The 14,441-nt window shown below is 60.2% G+C and carries 16 protein-coding genes; 11 read left to right on the plus strand and 5 right to left on the minus strand.

Annotation, left to right across the window (positions count from 1 at the left end):
- Nucleotides 1-5: 5 nt before the first annotated feature.
- Genes SynA1544_RS09510 through SynA1544_RS09520 form a run of 3 tightly spaced genes read left to right on the plus strand, consistent with a single transcriptional unit; the run spans nucleotide 6 to nucleotide 1,604 of the window.
- Complete coding sequence (locus SynA1544_RS09510; RefSeq protein ID WP_186513216.1) at nucleotides 6-554, plus strand: DUF3038 domain-containing protein; 549 nt, start codon at nucleotides 6-8, stop codon at nucleotides 552-554.
- A gap of 7 nt (nucleotides 555-561) precedes the next feature.
- Complete coding sequence (locus SynA1544_RS09515) at nucleotides 562-1,176, plus strand: DUF4335 domain-containing protein (protein WP_186513218.1); 615 nt, start codon at nucleotides 562-564, stop codon at nucleotides 1,174-1,176.
- 59 nt (nucleotides 1,177-1,235) lie between these two features.
- A complete protein-coding gene (locus tag SynA1544_RS09520; protein ID WP_186513220.1) occupies nucleotides 1,236-1,604 on the plus strand; it encodes a hypothetical protein in 369 nt (122 codons plus the stop codon).
- On the opposite strand, the gene SynA1544_RS09525 is transcribed toward SynA1544_RS09520, so the two are convergent.
- Complete coding sequence (locus SynA1544_RS09525) at nucleotides 1,589-2,053, minus strand: EF-hand domain-containing protein (protein ID WP_186513222.1); 465 nt, start codon at nucleotides 2,051-2,053, stop codon at nucleotides 1,589-1,591. The two genes, SynA1544_RS09520 and SynA1544_RS09525, sit on opposite strands and share 16 nt — an antisense overlap.
- A 136-nt stretch (nucleotides 2,054-2,189) precedes the next feature.
- Between SynA1544_RS09525 and SynA1544_RS09530 the strand changes: the two genes are divergently transcribed.
- The 3 genes from SynA1544_RS09530 (at nucleotide 2,190) to ppk2 (ending at nucleotide 5,225) form a co-directional block, all read left to right on the plus strand.
- Nucleotides 2,190-2,915 (plus strand): response regulator, encoded by a 726-nt coding sequence (locus SynA1544_RS09530; protein ID WP_186513224.1) that lies wholly within the window; start codon nucleotides 2,190-2,192, stop codon nucleotides 2,913-2,915.
- A gap of 1 nt (nucleotide 2,916) precedes the next feature.
- A complete protein-coding gene (locus SynA1544_RS09535; protein ID WP_186515538.1) occupies nucleotides 2,917-4,242 on the plus strand; it encodes an ATP-binding protein in 1,326 nt (441 codons plus the stop codon).
- A gap of 158 nt (nucleotides 4,243-4,400) precedes the next feature.
- Nucleotides 4,401-5,225, plus strand: a complete 825-nt coding sequence (gene ppk2 / locus SynA1544_RS09540) for a polyphosphate kinase 2 (RefSeq protein WP_255477789.1) — start codon at nucleotides 4,401-4,403, stop codon at nucleotides 5,223-5,225.
- Nucleotides 5,226-5,345: 120 nt separating this feature from the next.
- Here the strand turns inward: ppk2 and SynA1544_RS09545 are convergent, their stop codons facing one another.
- Entirely contained in the window at nucleotides 5,346-5,759 is a 414-nt protein-coding gene (locus tag SynA1544_RS09545) for a hypothetical protein (RefSeq protein ID WP_186513228.1), read from the minus strand.
- Between the two features lie 59 nt (nucleotides 5,760-5,818).
- On the opposite strand from SynA1544_RS09545, the gene SynA1544_RS09550 reads away from it, so the two are divergent.
- The 3 genes from SynA1544_RS09550 (at nucleotide 5,819) to SynA1544_RS09560 (ending at nucleotide 10,776) form a co-directional block, all read left to right on the plus strand.
- Nucleotides 5,819-6,031, plus strand: coding sequence for a hypothetical protein (locus SynA1544_RS09550; protein ID WP_186513229.1), 213 nt, complete (start codon nucleotides 5,819-5,821; stop codon nucleotides 6,029-6,031).
- Between the two features lie 361 nt (nucleotides 6,032-6,392).
- Complete coding sequence (locus SynA1544_RS09555) at nucleotides 6,393-7,517, plus strand: efflux RND transporter periplasmic adaptor subunit (protein WP_186515539.1); 1,125 nt, start codon at nucleotides 6,393-6,395, stop codon at nucleotides 7,515-7,517.
- A 4-nt stretch (nucleotides 7,518-7,521) separates the two neighbouring features.
- The gene (locus SynA1544_RS09560; protein WP_186513230.1) at nucleotides 7,522-10,776 is read left to right on the plus strand and encodes an efflux RND transporter permease subunit; all 3,255 of its coding nucleotides are present in this window, start codon (nucleotides 7,522-7,524) and stop codon (nucleotides 10,774-10,776) included.
- A gap of 32 nt (nucleotides 10,777-10,808) precedes the next feature.
- Here SynA1544_RS09560 and SynA1544_RS09565 read toward each other — a convergent pair whose 3' ends face one another.
- The 3 genes from SynA1544_RS09565 to SynA1544_RS09575 form a co-directional block, all read right to left on the minus strand.
- Complete coding sequence (locus SynA1544_RS09565; protein ID WP_041435027.1) at nucleotides 10,809-11,030, minus strand: hypothetical protein; 222 nt, start codon at nucleotides 11,028-11,030, stop codon at nucleotides 10,809-10,811.
- Between the two features lie 130 nt (nucleotides 11,031-11,160).
- Nucleotides 11,161-12,417: an organoarsenical effux MFS transporter ArsJ gene (arsJ, locus tag SynA1544_RS09570; RefSeq protein ID WP_186513231.1), complete on the minus strand. Its 1,257-nt coding sequence runs from the start codon at nucleotides 12,415-12,417 to the stop codon at nucleotides 11,161-11,163.
- Nucleotides 12,414-13,436: an ArsJ-associated glyceraldehyde-3-phosphate dehydrogenase gene (locus SynA1544_RS09575; RefSeq protein ID WP_186513232.1), complete on the minus strand. Its 1,023-nt coding sequence runs from the start codon at nucleotides 13,434-13,436 to the stop codon at nucleotides 12,414-12,416. Before SynA1544_RS09575 ends, arsJ begins: the two co-directional genes overlap by 4 nt.
- 60 nt (nucleotides 13,437-13,496) lie before the next feature.
- On the opposite strand from SynA1544_RS09575, the gene SynA1544_RS09580 reads away from it, so the two are divergent.
- Nucleotides 13,497-13,814, plus strand: coding sequence for a metalloregulator ArsR/SmtB family transcription factor (locus tag SynA1544_RS09580; protein WP_186513233.1), 318 nt, complete (start codon nucleotides 13,497-13,499; stop codon nucleotides 13,812-13,814).
- A gap of 2 nt (nucleotides 13,815-13,816) precedes the next feature.
- On the plus strand, nucleotides 13,817-14,434 hold the full coding sequence (locus tag SynA1544_RS09585) for a DUF938 domain-containing protein (RefSeq protein ID WP_186513234.1): 618 nt from the start codon (nucleotides 13,817-13,819) through the stop codon (nucleotides 14,432-14,434).
- The last annotated feature ends 7 nt before the right edge of the window (nucleotides 14,435-14,441 follow it).

Consider the following 14,441-nt stretch of genomic DNA (forward strand, 5'->3'; position numbering starts at 1 on the left):
CAGCCATGACTGAAGCTCCAGCCCCCAGCGCACCCACCGACGGCGCGCGTCTCAGCCGGCGGGGCGTCGAGCGTCTCGACCTGTTGCTGCTGACCATTGAGGCTCTTGATCTCAATGGTGGCGAGGCGATGGTCTGGACCAGCCAGCAGATGGGCCTCCAGGCGCAATTCCCCAACCGGGTTGAACTCTGGAAGCGGCGCTGTCATAACCCGCTTCGGCGCACCACCCGGCGGGACCAGCTCGACCCGGTGGATGCCGAATCCCTGATCTGTCTGGTGTGTGCCATGGCAGATCGGCTCTACCCCATGCTCCACCAACTCCTCTCGAGCCGCGAACCGGAGCAGCTCACCCAACAGCGTTGGCAGTTGTTCCACGAGCGCCTGCGAGACCTCATCGAAGAGCGAATGAATCCGCGCCGGGAAGCCGTTGTTCGCCTGCTCACCATGGAGCCGGCTGGCCCTTTGCACCGCCAGCTGATCAGCACCCTGGCGTTCTGCGCAGGCCCAGGTGGAATCGATCGACTCCGCGCAACCCTGCTCGACCCCACGCCCTAGGCCGACCATGTTGAAAACGACATACCAATACGAACAGACCGCAGCACGGCTGGTGGTGGAAGGCTTTCCCGACCTCTCCGCCGGACAGTCCAATGAGGCTATCGGCATCCTGTCGTCCTGGCGGCTGCAGTTGATCGGAGCACCGGAACTGGAAGGAACCCGGGATCATCTCGAGGCTCTGATGGCAGCGGTGATGCCCTACGCCAGGCATCGCTTGTCCGGCGTGCAGCGCCGCTTTGGCCTGGAAGACGGTTTTGTGAGCATCGCGCCGGATCAAGCCAACCATCGGCTGGAACTGCGCAGCAGCCGAGAGGGCGTCGAGCCGTTGCAGCTCAAGCTCGATGACGCCGAACTGGCTGATCTGGTGCGTTGCCTCGATCGCTTGCGGCTCGACAACCGGGTGAAGCTGACCTGGACGTTCCCCGAGGACCGCCCGTTGAAGCGTCAGGAGATCGTCGATCGCATTCCTCTGCAGAAACGCCTCGGATCACCCCTCCTGGCTGGGGTTGCTCTGGCATGCACCATCGCCACCGCCTGGCTTGTTCCTCTGCCCCAGGGAACCAAGGAGACATCGCCAGCACCGGCACCGGTGGACAAGCCTGAAACGCAGTCCGACCGTTGACGTGCAGGAAACACGCTTCAGAATCGCCGCAGTGACGGCACCCTGATCACACCGATGCCATGAGGAAGGCGCGCCGAAGCAGTACACGCGATCAACGACGTGTCTTCCGCCCCCGTCGTCGCTTCCCCTATGGCCCCGTCCTGCGTCAGTTGACGGTTGTTGTGCTGATGCTGGCTGCTGCCGCAGGGATTGCAGTGCTGCTGAATCAGCTGCCCCAGCAGGTGGACATCATGCTGCTGCTGAGCAAGGCCATTGATGACCTGATCGGCGGCGTTCAGCAACTGCTGGAAGCCATGCTCGGGCTCGCCGCCATCGTGCTGATCGCTGCCATCGCGCTTCTGGCGGGCATCCTCTTGCTTGGTGCACTCTGGAGGTTGATTCGCATCATCCGCCTGGTGGTCTCTCCCCCCACTCAAGGCAGGCGCTGAGGCGGCGCCAGCGAGCGCTGATGGTTCCACAACTCCTCAAGGGTCACGCTTCCATCCCGATCACCATCCAAAGCATTGAAATTGCGACTGATCCAGGGAATGCGCTTGGCTTCCTGACGATTCAAGCGATGGTTCTGGTCGAGGTCGGCCTTTCGGAAATGGCGCTTCAGGCGTGGGCCACTGGGCGATGAATCCTGAAGACGCAGGTCCTTCAAGAGGAGATAGGAACGATTGTTCTGCCGCTTGAGCACACGGCTCAGGGCACGTCGACCCTGCACTTCCGAGGCATCCAATCGACCGTCTCCGTTGACATCCAAGCGGATGAACAGGGTTTCCATCCTGGTGCTGTAGACACGCATGGTCTTGTCGCCCGGTGCGGCCTGCAACGCCATCGAACTCAGCGCCAATGCCAAAGGGCCGAGCACACGGATGACGATTGGCGCAGTCATGCCACCAGCCTATGGAGCCTGAGCCGCTCTGACGATGACTGATGCATGACCGGAGGCTGCTGAGCTGTGACCGGGTCCTACCGGAGAAGGACAGACGCCGAAGCGCTGCATACCATCAGCCCATCCGCTGTTGGCCATGGCAAGGGACACCATGATCTGGGTGGTGGACGACGACCCGGAACTGAGAAAGATGGTCGGCACTTACCTGATCGACCAGGGCTATGACGTGCGCAGCCTCTGCGATGTGAAGCAATTCGAGGCACGTCTGGAATGCCAACGGCCAGATCTAGTGGTCCTTGACCTGATGCTGCCCGGCGATGATGGGCTGACGGCTCTGCGCAGGCTGCGAGATGCCGGTGATGATCTGCCCGTGGTGATGCTCACCGCACGCGCCGACGGGGTTGATCGGATCATCGGCCTCGAACAGGGAGCCGATGACTACCTGGCCAAACCGTTCCTGCCCCGAGAACTCACGGCCCGAATTGAAGCCGTGCTCCGGCGGCGCAACGCCATGCCGGCGGGAACACCGGTGGAAGGTGGGGAATGCATCCGCTTTGGCGACAACCAACTGGATCTCGCCGCCCGCACCTTGCTGCAGAACAACGCGCCGGTGGTGATCACCAGCGGAGAGTTCAGCCTTCTGGCCGCCTTTGTGCGCCATCCCCATCGCCCGCTCTCGCGGGAACGTCTGATCGAACTCGCCCGAGGTCCCGGCAGCGACACCGACAGCCGCAGCATGGACGTTCAGGTGTCGCGGGTGCGCAAGCTGGTGGAACCGGATCCCACCCGCCCCCGTTACGTGCAGACGGTTTGGGGATATGGCTACGTGTTTGTTCCGGACGGCACGCCGAGATCCCGCTGACATGCCTCGCCAACGGGGACTGACACGAAGACTGGCTCGCTTCGGCGCCTGGGGGACGACCCTGCTGGCCTGTTGGATGCTGGCCCTGATGCTGCTGCAGGGGCTGTTCGGCCGGCAACTGGAACGGATTCAGACGCTGCAGTTGGGACGGGACCTGGCCTTGAACATCCGCCTCAGCGAACTAACTCTCGAGCGCTACCCCCCATCACTGATCAGCGAGCTCACAGGCCTGGAGCTCCAGGTGAGCTCACAACCAGCGGCGCCAGATCGCGAGACCCAGGCTTCGGCCCAGCGGCGCCAGGAGCTGCGTCAGGTGCTCTGCTCCCGCCTCTCGCACTGCCGTGAGCTCCGGCCTTCCCCGAGCAGGGCGGGCACGCCGGAGGTGTGGATTGAACTGTTCTCTCCACTGGAGCCGGTCTGGCTGCGCAGCCCCTTGCCCATGGCACGCACCTGGCCGCCCCCACCCACACTGCTGCTGCTAGCCCTGGTGGGCGCGACGGTGATGACCGGGGTGCTCTATCTGCTCCTCGATGTTGCCCGTCCTCTTCGCAAGCTTGAGGACGCCGTCTCTCGGGTCGGAGAAGACATCAACCGTGAGCCTGTCCCCGAGCAAGGATCCGCTGAAGTGCGGCGGATCTCCCGTCGCTTCAACGCAATGGTGCGCCGCCTGGCAGAAGGGGAAAAAGAGCGCGCCACGATGCTGGCCGGCATTGCCCACGATCTGCGAGCACCCCTCACACGGCTGCAGTTTCGTTTGTCGATGCCGGAGCTCAACACCGAGGAACGAAGGCGCTGCCAAAGCGATCTGGAGGCTTTGGAGCGGATTACAGGCCAGTTTCTGCTCTACGCCGGAGGCGGTGAACGGGAAGCGTGTGTTGCCTGTCCGTTGGATCAGTGGCTGGCTGAGACCGTGGCAGGCCAACCGAAGGACCAACTTCTGCTCGAGCTCAGTTCGATCCATTTACCAATCCGGCCGGTGGCCCTGGGCCGCGCCGTGAGCAACCTGATCGACAACGCCTTCAGCCATGGCACCGCACCGGTTGTCGTACGGCTGCGCAGGCGGGCAGCGGAGGTTGCCATTGAAGTGTGGGACCAGGGGGAGGGAATGCCCAGCAACGCCTGGGAACGGGCCCTGCAACCCTTTCAGCGCCTGGATTCCGCACGGGGGCGTCAAGGCCATTGCGGCTTGGGGTTGGCAATCGTGAACCATGTGGTTCGCACCCATGCTGGACGTCTCAGTTTCCAGCAGGGCAACGGCGACCCGGGCCGCTTTGCCGTGATCATCACCCTCCCGATGCAGGAGACGAAAACACCAGACATTCCGTAAAAAACCGGACAAGATCGACCCCGCAGATTGCAGCGCTGGCAGAACTGAACTGGCGATCCACCGAAAGCATGAGCCAGCCCGTCGACCACGACATGACAGCCGTCCTCGAGGCCATCAATCACTACAGCGATGGTGATGTCGACCAACCGCAGGAAATCATGGTGGAACTGCAGGAGGGTTGTTCCAACAAGCACAAACGGCTGAACAAAAAGGTCTACGAAAAAGAGCTGGCCAAACTCCAGACGGAACTGGTCAAAATGCAGTACTGGGTGAAAGCCACCGGCTTTCGCATGATCATCCTGTTCGAAGGGCGAGACGCCGCAGGCAAGGGAGGATCGATCAAACGGCTGACGGAGCCCCTGAACCCCAGGGGATGCCGGGTGGTGGCCCTGGGCACACCTTCAGAGCATCAGAAAAGCCAGTGGTATTTCCAGCGCTACGTGGAGCATTTCCCAAGTGCCGGAGAAATCGTTGTCTTTGACCGGAGCTGGTACAACCGGGCCGGCGTGGAAAAGGTGATGGGCTTCGCGACACGCGAACAAGTGGAGCAGTTTTATGTGTCGTGCCCACAGTTTGAGCAAATGCTGGTGCAGGACGGAATCCTGCTACTCAAATACTGGTTCTCCATCAATGATGACGAACAGGAGAAACGTTTCCAGGAACGCATTGATAACGAAGAGCGTCGCTGGAAGATGAGTCCGATGGACATCGAGTCGCGCAACCGCTGGGTGGAGTTCTCAAAAGCGAAGGACACCATGTTTGCCAAGACGCATATCCCGGAAGCCCCATGGTTCACCGTGGAGGCCAATGACAAGCGCCGCGCCCGCTTGAATTGCCTGCGCCACATTCTCAGCAAGGTGCCCTATGAAGACATGACACCGCCACCCATCAAGATGCCGAAGCGCCCGAAGCAAGGAAGCTACAAACGGCCTCCCTTCAACGAGCAATTCTTTGTACCCAACAACTATCCCTACAAGGACTGATCAAGCGAATCCACCACAAACGATTGGCTTGTGAACCCAATCAACCCATCGATCTGCCGCCCTCAGGCAGACCGATGGGTTTTGATTAGGCCAAAGCCATTGCAATCCATGCAATCCAAATCAATACGCAAACCAGCAGAACAAATAGATCAACAGTGACACGCCAAACACCAACATCACAATCGAGGTTTTGATCCGCATCCACTTTTTGCCCCACTTGTAGGGAGCCATCACCACGATCGTAAAAAATGTGAGAGCGGCATACACAACCAAGGTGTGCTTGGGATGTTCCTTGGCAACCAGCATGCTGACGCCATGCCAGAAGAAGGTCAGCATTGAGGCATAGGACGAAATCGCTCCGAGGTTGTAAAGCAACTCTTTGCGCTTTTTGAGTTGACCAGCAATCGATTGTTGAAAGCGCATCAGAGACAACGAAGGGGCGAAAACTTCAACGTAGCGATCGATCTTGCACCTCACATTCCGAGAAATACGGGGAGTGTCATCTGCAGCGGGCTTGAGTCCAGACAGCAGCACGCTTTAAGGTGATCTACCATCCAGTTCTGCAGGTTTTGCTCGGCTCCTGGCAAGTCCTAATGCGGTGTATCGCCAGCGCACTGTTCCTGGTGGCCCATGGTCTGCTGGTGCTGGAGCACATCACCATTGGAACGGCACTGCATGGGATTGCGGAGTTATTCCTTGCCCCCTGGGCCATCCGCCACAAAGCCTGGGACATCATCGTGATCGGAATTATTTTCTGCGTCTTCGACCTGTGGGGAACGCTGCGTCTGACCGGCGTGTTGGTCTAAGGCCCTTCAACCACTCAGCCGCTGGGACCAAAAACCAAACAGCTGCCATGACGACCAGAGGAACATCCCAAGAAAGACCCAGTTGAGCCAAGCCGGACGTCGGTCGTTTTCAAACATCTCTCAGGACAGCGAAAGGCGACACCTGACCTTATCGCCGAAACATCCATCACCTTGGCAATCCACGTGCTGGAGATTCACGGGTTGCTCCGTAGCAAGAGGGCTGACCACCAGGCCCTATGGCGATCAACAGAGTTGCAGCATCAGAGCGCCCACACGTTCACGATTCGCATCAGAACACCGACATCCACAACCAACATCTCTAACTTCAAAAAATCCCAGCCGTCCACTGCCCGCCATGGTCATGCGATCCACCATGAAGGCAGCACTGCTCATGGTGGTGCTGAGCCTCAGCGGATGCGGCACCAAACCAACCAAGACGTTTCTCTCGATCCAGACCAGCCGAATCGAGACCACAACGTTTTCCCCTGAGATTGAAGCAATCAGTCCACTGGAATCCACCAGCAATGTGGCCGTGAAGCCCCAGATCGACGGCACCGTCGTTCAGATCCTGGCCACCGCTGGACAAGAGGTGAAAGCGGGTCAAGTGATCCTGGTGCTGGACAACATTCAACAGAGTGCTGCCCTCGACGCTGCCCGGAGCGAAGCCCGTAAAGATATCCTCAATGCTGAACGCTACGAGTACCTCTACGAGCAGGGTGCCGTCTCCGCGAAAGAGCGGGATCGCTACGCAACAGAAGCCGAGCAGGCCAAAGACGACGCCCGCTCCGATGCCGCCGAGCTGGGCTACAAATTTGTACGGGCGCCGATCGATGGGGTGATCGGTGATCTGGATTCGGTGAAGATCGGCGACTACGTCAAAACCGGGCAGACGATCACCGGAATTGTCGACAACTCCATCCTGTGGACGCTGATGGAGATTCCCGCATCCGAGGCCTCGGCGGTGAAGGTAGGCCAAACGGTGAAGCTGGTGTCTCAGACCGCACCACCGGTGAGCGGTGAGGGCAAGGTGAGCTTCGTGTCGCCGTATTACGCGGTCAGCGGCAGCACCAACGCCCCCAACACGCTGATGGTGAAAGCGGAGTTTCCCAACCTCACCGGCAAGCTCAAAACCGGCCAGTTCGTTGCCTCCAAAATCATCACCGGCAGCCAATCCAGCCTGGCGGTGCCGGTGCAGGCCGTGATGATGCAGGCGCAACAACCTTTTGTTTACCGGGTTGTTCCCCTGAACAAGGCCCTTCCCAAGATCAAGGCCTCCCCCAATGCCTCAGAGCAAGCGATCAAAAAGCTCGAGCGCCTGCCGGGAGACACCCCGATCGTGGTGCAGACCAAGGTGCAGCTCGGCGATCTTCAGAACAATGCCTACCCCGTGAAATCTGGGCTGAAAGCTGGTGATCAAGTGGCGATCAGCAACACCAGCCGCCTGCGCAGCGGGATGCCAGTGCATGTGAAGACCGGAGCGAACTGAAGCGATGTCTTTCTCCGACAACTTCATCAAGAAGCCTGTTCTCACAACGGTTTGCAGCATCCTGATCGTGCTGATTGGGGTCATTGCGATCCCGACCCTGCCGATCGCCAACCTGCCCAACATCGCCAATCCTCTGATCCAGGTGAGCGCGACGTACGGCGGTGCCAATGCAGAGGTCACCGAGCAGGCGGTGACCAACCCGATCGAGGCACAGATCAACGGAGTGCCCGGGGTGGCCTACATCGCCTCCACGAGCGACATGACTGGCAGTAGCACGATCAATGTCTACTTCGATCAAACGACCGACATCGACATCGACCAGGTGAACGTGCAAAACCGGGTCACCCTGGCGTCGCCGCAGCTGCCGGAGCAGGTGTCAAAAAGCGGTGTTTCGGTGAAACAGAGCAACCCATCGATCCTGCTGGCCTACGAGATCAGCTCCTCGGAGGGCCAGTACGACGCGGCTTACCTGAACGGCCTGATCTACGAACAGCTCTATTACCCCCTGTCGCGTGTTGAAGGCGTGGCCACAGTGGGGGTGCTTGGCGGAGCCAACCCAGCCTTCTGGCTGTTTGTCGATCCCGACAAACTCGCCGCCAACAAGATCACCGCTGAAGACGTGATCAGCGCCGTGCAGGCTCAGAACAGCGTGGCGGTGGGGGGCCTGGTGGGAGGGCCTCCGGCCTCTGGGGATCAGGCCTACACCTACCCGATCGTTGTGGAGAACAACGGCAACCTCATCTCCCTGGAAGACTTCAACAACCTGATCCTCAACCGCTCACCCTCGGGCAACCTGCTCAAACTCGAGGATGTGGGCGAAGTTCGCTACGGAACGCAAAGCTTCTCCGTTCAGGGCATCGATAAAAACGGCCATGAGGCCCTGACTCTTGTGGTGTACCAGACACCCGCCAGCAATGCCCTGGATGTGTCCAAGGCTGTGGTGGAGCAACTCGACCAGTTCCGCAGCCTCGTCCCGCCCGGGGTGACGGTGAATCAGATCTATGACGTCGGCCAGTTCATCAAGGCATCGGTGGATGGGGTGATTGATGCCCTGGGCCTGGCGATCGTGCTGGTGCTCGTGATCCTGTTTCTGTTCCTGCAGAACTGGCGGGCCACCGTTGTGCCCAGTCTGGCCATTCCGATCTCCCTGATCGGCACCTTTGCTTTCCTCAAGCTGTTCGGCTTCTCGATCAATCAACTCACGCTGCTGGGGTTGGTGCTGGCCACGGGTCTGGTGGTGGACGACGCCATTGTGGTGATCGAGGCGGTGTCGACCAACATCGAACAGGGGATGAAACCCCGCGAGGCCGCCCTGGCCTGCATGGGCGAGCTGTTTGGTGCGCTGATCGCGACAGCACTCGTGTTGATGGCGGTGTTTGTTCCCGTGGCCTTTTATCCCGGCGGCGTCGGGATCATCTACAGGCAGTTCGCCCTGACGATCGCCTTTTCGATCGCCATCTCGGCCTTCAACGCCCTCACCTTTTCACCGATGTTGTCGGGTTTGATCCTGCCTCGGGAGAAACCGCCCGAGCCGCGTGGACGCTCCTGGATCGTTGTGGGCGTGATCGTGGGCCTGGCCTTTGGACGCTTCAGTTCTGCCTCCTTTGGCAGCTGGACTTACCTGGCCGGTGTGGGCATCGGCGCCGTGGCCGGAGCCAACCTGCCCAAAATCTTTGCGGCATTCAATGCCGGTTTTGATCGCCTGCAGCGGGCCTACGCCGCCCTGCTCACCCGGGTGATCGCCCTGCGCCAGCTGATTCTCGGCGGCTTGGCCCTTGGCATCGTGATGACCGTTTTCGCCTTCACCGCCCTGCCCAGCGCCTTCATCCCTGATGAAGACCAGGGCTACGGCCTGGGCTTCTTCCAACTCCAAAACGGCGCCTCCCTGGTGGAAACGAAGCAGCTCGGCATGAAGATCGCCGAGGTGCTGAGCGAGGAAGACGACGTGGTCAACGCCGGGATCATCAACGGCTATGGCTTCAATGGTTCCAGCCCTGACCAGGGCATCTTCTTCTTCGGATTCAAGCCCCTGGAGGAACGCAAAGGCGCCGGCCAAAGCTCCGACGCGATCATCAAGCGGCTCAACACCAAGCTGATCGAGCTGAGCGAGGGCCTTGCAAGAGCATCAGGCCCACCAGCGGTGCCTGGTTTCTCCCCTCAGGGGGGTTTCTACTTCCAGTTCAACGACCTCAGCAACGGGCAATACAGCCTCAATGAACTGTCAGATCTGGCAAATCAACTCATCCAAGAGGGGAATGCCAGCGGCGACTTTTCCACGCTTTACACCCAATTCAATCCCAGCTCCCCCGCCGTTGGTCTGTCGATCAACCGCGACGTGATGGGGGCGCTGAACGTCGACTATCAGGAGGCCATGAACAGCATCGCTGCCCTCACCGGCAGCAACTACACCGGGCTCACCTATGAGAACGGTCAGGTGCGCCAGATCTACGTGCAGGGCACACCGGATCAACGCCAGAGCATCGACGACGTACTCAGTTACTACGTGCGAGATCGCGAGGGCGGGCTGGTGCAGGTGTCGCAGTTCGCCGACGCCGAGCTGAGCAGCGCTCCGCCGGTGATCAGTCATTACAACCTCAACCGCACCGTGCAGATCCAGGGCGCGGAAGCGATCGGCAAGAGCAGCGGTCAGGCCCTGGCCAAGATTCAGGCGCTGTTCACAGCTGCCGACTTCACCAACATCGGTTCCGCCTTCACCGGGCTCGCCGCTTTGCAGTTGTCTGCCGGCAACGCCAGCGTGCTGGTGTTCGGCCTTGGCGTGTTGATTGTGTACCTGGTGCTCTCCGCCCAGTACGAGAGCTATGTCACGCCCGTGATCATCCTGGCCACGGTACCGCTGGCCATGCTGGGTGCCCTGGCCTTCCTGGCCCTGCGCTCCATCGATCTGAACATCTATGCCCAGGTGGGCCTGGTGACCCTGATCGGCCTGGCGGCCAAGAACGGCATCTTGATCGTGGAGGTGGCGGAACAGAAACTCGAGCAAGGTCTGAGCATCACAGAAGCGGTGGTGAAATCCGCCGAATCCCGGCTGCGGCCGATCCTGATGACCGCGATCGCTGCCCTGGCGGGCTTCCTGCCGCTGGTGGTGGCCAATGGCGCCGGCGCTCACAGCCAGCAGTCGCTTGGCACCGTGATCTTTGGAGGCTTGGTGGTGGCGACAGTGTTGTCGCTGGGCGTCGTGCCCCCTGTGTATGTGTTGGTGAAAAACCTCGAACAGCATCTGTTCAAACCGATCAGCTGATCTCGTTGGTCATCAATGCCGCAGACGAAGCATCACTTCGCCGAAGAGCTCCAATCGGCGGAACGAAACGACACATTGGCGCCACCACTGCGTTTCAGGTCGTGCATGCCCTCCAGCTGGTTGTAGACCGACAAAAGCTGCCGGCGCATGTGGTCGGTATGGGGCAGATCAGCGATCAAACGCAGCACATCCTCCAGGGAACGCTTGGCATCGATCACCAAACGACAATCGGGGCTGCCAGGCTCGTCACGCATGGGATCAGAAGCGAATACATCCATTCAGCAGAAAATCTCTGCTTGCGGGTGTCTGAATCCCTACCAACGCGGCGATATTCAGCAGAAATTCAGGGTTTGGCCCAGTCCTGCTTCACCCATAGTGCCCCGATCAAGTGGCGTTTCGCATAGCAGGAAGCCTGAGGCTGCTGAACCACGAAAACAACACCAGCAGGGATGAAGCCCAGAGGCAGGCCTGCATGCCCGCGGCTTCGGTTCGGCCGAGCATGAACACTGCCCCCGAGAGCAACGTGCCTACTAAGCGTCCGGCAGCGTTGGCCATGTAGTAGAAACCCACATTGAGGCTGACGCTCTCCGCATCGGTGTAAGCCAGCACCATGTAGGAGTGGATCGACGAATTCATCGCGAACACCACCCCAAAGGCGGCAAGTCCTGCGGTGATGGCGACCGCCACATCCACCTGGCGCCACAGCGCCACCGCGATCAGGGCGGGAATGGCGGTGAGCAGAGCACTCCAGAACTGCACAGCAGATGCTCCCGGAGATGTGGTCTGCCCCCAGAGCCGTCTCAGACCAGGCGCTGATCCCTGAACGATCCCGTAGCCAATCACCCAGAGACCGAGGAAGCCACCGATCTCCCAGAAACTCCAGCCCAGGGAGGCCTCAAGGAACACGGGCAAGGCCACCACGAACCAAACATCCCGGGCACCAAACAGAAAGAAGCGCGCCAGGGACAGCACGTTGATGCCCTGGGATTTGGAGAACAGCGACGAAAAGGCCGGCTTGGACTTCATCTTTCCGATCTCCCCGGGCAGCACCAGCGTGAGCAGGAAGGCCAGGGCCAGACCTGCCGCCATCCAGCCCACGGCAGCATTGAAGCCAAAGGCAGTCAGCAGCACCCCACCGAGGAAGAAGCCCACACCCTTGAGGGCGTTCTTGGATCCCGTGAGGATCGCCACCCACTTGAACAGCTGCTGCTGCTGCTGCCCCTGCTGCTGATCCTCCGGCGTTTCCGAAACCACCGTCTTGATGGCACTCTTGGCGCTCATCTTGTTGAGATCTTTGGCGATGCCGCTGATGGCCTGAGCGGTCATCACATAGATCACGCTCAACAGTTTCGGCCAACTGGCGGCGACGGGCATCAGCATCAACAACGCAAGAATCTGCAGCAGCGTTCCCACCCAGAGGGTGAGCCGAAGCCCATAGCGGGCACCGATCCAACCGCCGTACAGGTTGGTGAGCACCCCAAACAGCTCATAAAACAGAAACAGGAAGGCGATCTCGAGGGTGGTGTAGCCGAGTTGATGGAAGTGGAACACCACCAACATCCGCAGGGCCCCATCGGTGAGCGTGAAGGCCCAGTAGTTGGCGGTGACAATGCCGTATTGCTGCAGAGGGGAGAGCTTCATCCGTCCAGACCAACCACGTGGCAGGTGAGATCGGCCATGCGGCAGCTGTAGCCCCATTCGTTGTCGTACCAGGCAAACACCTTCAACTGGTTGCCATCAACAACCATCGTCGAGAGGGCATCGACAATCGAGCTGCGGTTGTCGTTGGTGTAGTCGCAGGACACCAACGGGCGTTCCTCGTAACCCAGGATTCCCTTCAGAGGTCCTTCCGCAGCTGCTTGGAACGCAGCATTCACCTGCTCCACCGTGACGCTCTGCTTGAGCTCGAACACCGCATCGGTGAGCGATCCATTCAGCAGGGGAACACGAACGGCATGACCGTTGAGTTTGCCCTTCAGCTCAGGAAAGATCATCGCGATCGCCTTGGCCGAACCGGTGGTGGTGGGAATGAGTGAGCTGAGCCCGGAGCGTGCCCGGCGCAGGTCGCTTTTGAAGGAATCGATCGGCACCTGGGTGTTGGTGATGTCGTGAATGGTGGTGATCAGGCCGTGCTCGATGCCGAAGCTCTCGTGCACCACCTTCACCACAGGTGCCAGGCAGTTGGTGGTGCAGGAGGCGGCCGTCACCAACTTGTGGCGCGCCGGTTCATAGAGGTGGTGATTGATCCCGTAAACGATGTTGAGCGCGTCTTCACCGGCAACCACACCCTTCACGGGACAGGCCACCACCACCCGTTTGAGGCCCAGCTGATCGAAATAGGGATTGAGCGTCTCCGGCGTTTTGATCTTGCCGCTGGCTTCAAGCACCATCTCCACCTCCCGATCGCTCCAGGGCACGGCGGTGGGGTCCTTCTCGCTGGACCAGGTGAGTGCGGATCCCTCCACGCTGAATCCATCAGCACTGCTGGTGATGCCTCGATCCCAGCGACCATGCACAGAATCGAACTCCAGCAGGTGGGCCGCCGTTGCTGCATCGCCAGCGGGATCATTGACATGCACCAGTTCGATGCCGGGCCGTCCCCAGAGGGCCCGGAACACCAGGCGACCAATCCGTCCAAAGCCATTGATGCCAATCCGCATACCAGCTCCATTGATCAATCAAATTATGTTGATCCAAACAGAGCGGGGGACACTGCTCTTGTGATCCAGGACACCCTCAACAGGGAGCAGTCGAGGCAGCTGCTCAAAGCACTGGCCGACCCGATCCGTCTCGACGTGATCCATGCGCTGGCACAGGGGGAACGATGCGTCTGTGACCTCACCGGTGAGCTCAACCTCTCCCAGTCGAAGCTCTCGTTCCATCTCAGGGTGCTGCGAGAGGCGGGGCTGCTGACGGATCGGCAGAGCGGCCGCTGGATCTACTACCGCCTGCAACCGGACGCCCTGGCAGCCCTGGAAGCCTGGCTGGCCGAACTGCGCCGCCACTGCAGCCAGAGCGCTGCCCCCTGCCCGAGCTGACAATGGACCAACGGCTTTTCTTCCCGGCCACGGAACGCAACCGCGGCCCCATCGGAGATCTGGTGAAGCAGCTCTTACCTGGCTCAGGAGCAGTGCTGGAACTGGCCAGCGGCAGTGGTGAGCACGCCGTCTGCTTTCAGCAGCGCTTTCCCCATCTGCGCTGGCAAGCCAGCGATCCGGATCCAGACCATCGCGCCAGCATCAACGCCTGGATCCAGCACCAGGGTCTGAGCCAGGTGATGCCAGCAGCCCTCAACCTCGATGTTGAACACCGCCCCTGGCCCCTGCCCCAGAACCTCCAAGGGGCCGTGAAGGCTGTTGTGTGCATCAACCTGCTGCACATCAGTCCAGCCAGCTGCACGGATGCTGTGCTCGAGGAATCAGCCCTGTTGCTGCCCAGCGGCGCCCCCTTGATCATTTATGGCCCATTCAGGCGCAATGGTGCTCACACGAGCGCAAGCAATGCCGCCTTCGACCAATCCCTCAGGGAACGCAACCACCAATGGGGATTGCGGGAGCTGAATCAAGTAACAGCCATCGCCGCCAAGGCTGGCTTCAACACCGAAAACGTGGTCTCCATGCCCGCCAACAATCTGACTTTGGTGTTTCAGCGCGCTTGAGCCCCAT

This window comes from Synechococcus sp. A15-44 (genome assembly GCF_014280115.1).
In the GTDB taxonomy this organism is placed as follows: Bacteria; Cyanobacteriota; Cyanobacteriia; order PCC-6307; family Cyanobiaceae; genus Parasynechococcus.

What these genes read in the sequence shown, in the direction of transcription:
- SynA1544_RS09520 (WP_186513220.1), top strand. Translation starts at nt 1,236, where the DNA reads ATGAGGAAGGCGCGCCGAAGCAGTACACGCGATCAACGACGTGTCTTC.
- arsJ (WP_186513231.1), bottom strand. Translation starts at nt 12,417, where the DNA reads ATGAAGCTCTCCCCTCTGCAGCAATACGGCATTGTCACCGCCAACTAC.
- SynA1544_RS09555 (WP_186515539.1), top strand. Translation starts at nt 6,393, where the DNA reads ATGCGATCCACCATGAAGGCAGCACTGCTCATGGTGGTGCTGAGCCTC.
- SynA1544_RS09575 (WP_186513232.1), bottom strand. Translation starts at nt 13,436, where the DNA reads ATGCGGATTGGCATCAATGGCTTTGGACGGATTGGTCGCCTGGTGTTC.
- SynA1544_RS09530 (WP_186513224.1), top strand. Translation starts at nt 2,190, where the DNA reads ATGGCAAGGGACACCATGATCTGGGTGGTGGACGACGACCCGGAACTG.
- SynA1544_RS09525 (WP_186513222.1), bottom strand. Translation starts at nt 2,053, where the DNA reads ATGACTGCGCCAATCGTCATCCGTGTGCTCGGCCCTTTGGCATTGGCG.
- SynA1544_RS09535 (WP_186515538.1), top strand. Translation starts at nt 2,917, where the DNA reads ATGCCTCGCCAACGGGGACTGACACGAAGACTGGCTCGCTTCGGCGCC.
- SynA1544_RS09515 (WP_186513218.1), top strand. Translation starts at nt 562, where the DNA reads ATGTTGAAAACGACATACCAATACGAACAGACCGCAGCACGGCTGGTG.
- SynA1544_RS09560 (WP_186513230.1), top strand. Translation starts at nt 7,522, where the DNA reads ATGTCTTTCTCCGACAACTTCATCAAGAAGCCTGTTCTCACAACGGTT.
- SynA1544_RS09585 (WP_186513234.1), top strand. Translation starts at nt 13,817, where the DNA reads ATGGACCAACGGCTTTTCTTCCCGGCCACGGAACGCAACCGCGGCCCC.
- SynA1544_RS09565 (WP_041435027.1), bottom strand. Translation starts at nt 11,030, where the DNA reads ATGCGTGACGAGCCTGGCAGCCCCGATTGTCGTTTGGTGATCGATGCC.
- SynA1544_RS09510 (WP_186513216.1), top strand. Translation starts at nt 6, where the DNA reads ATGACTGAAGCTCCAGCCCCCAGCGCACCCACCGACGGCGCGCGTCTC.
- ppk2 (WP_255477789.1), top strand. Translation starts at nt 4,401, where the DNA reads ATGGTGGAACTGCAGGAGGGTTGTTCCAACAAGCACAAACGGCTGAAC.
- SynA1544_RS09550 (WP_186513229.1), top strand. Translation starts at nt 5,819, where the DNA reads ATGCGGTGTATCGCCAGCGCACTGTTCCTGGTGGCCCATGGTCTGCTG.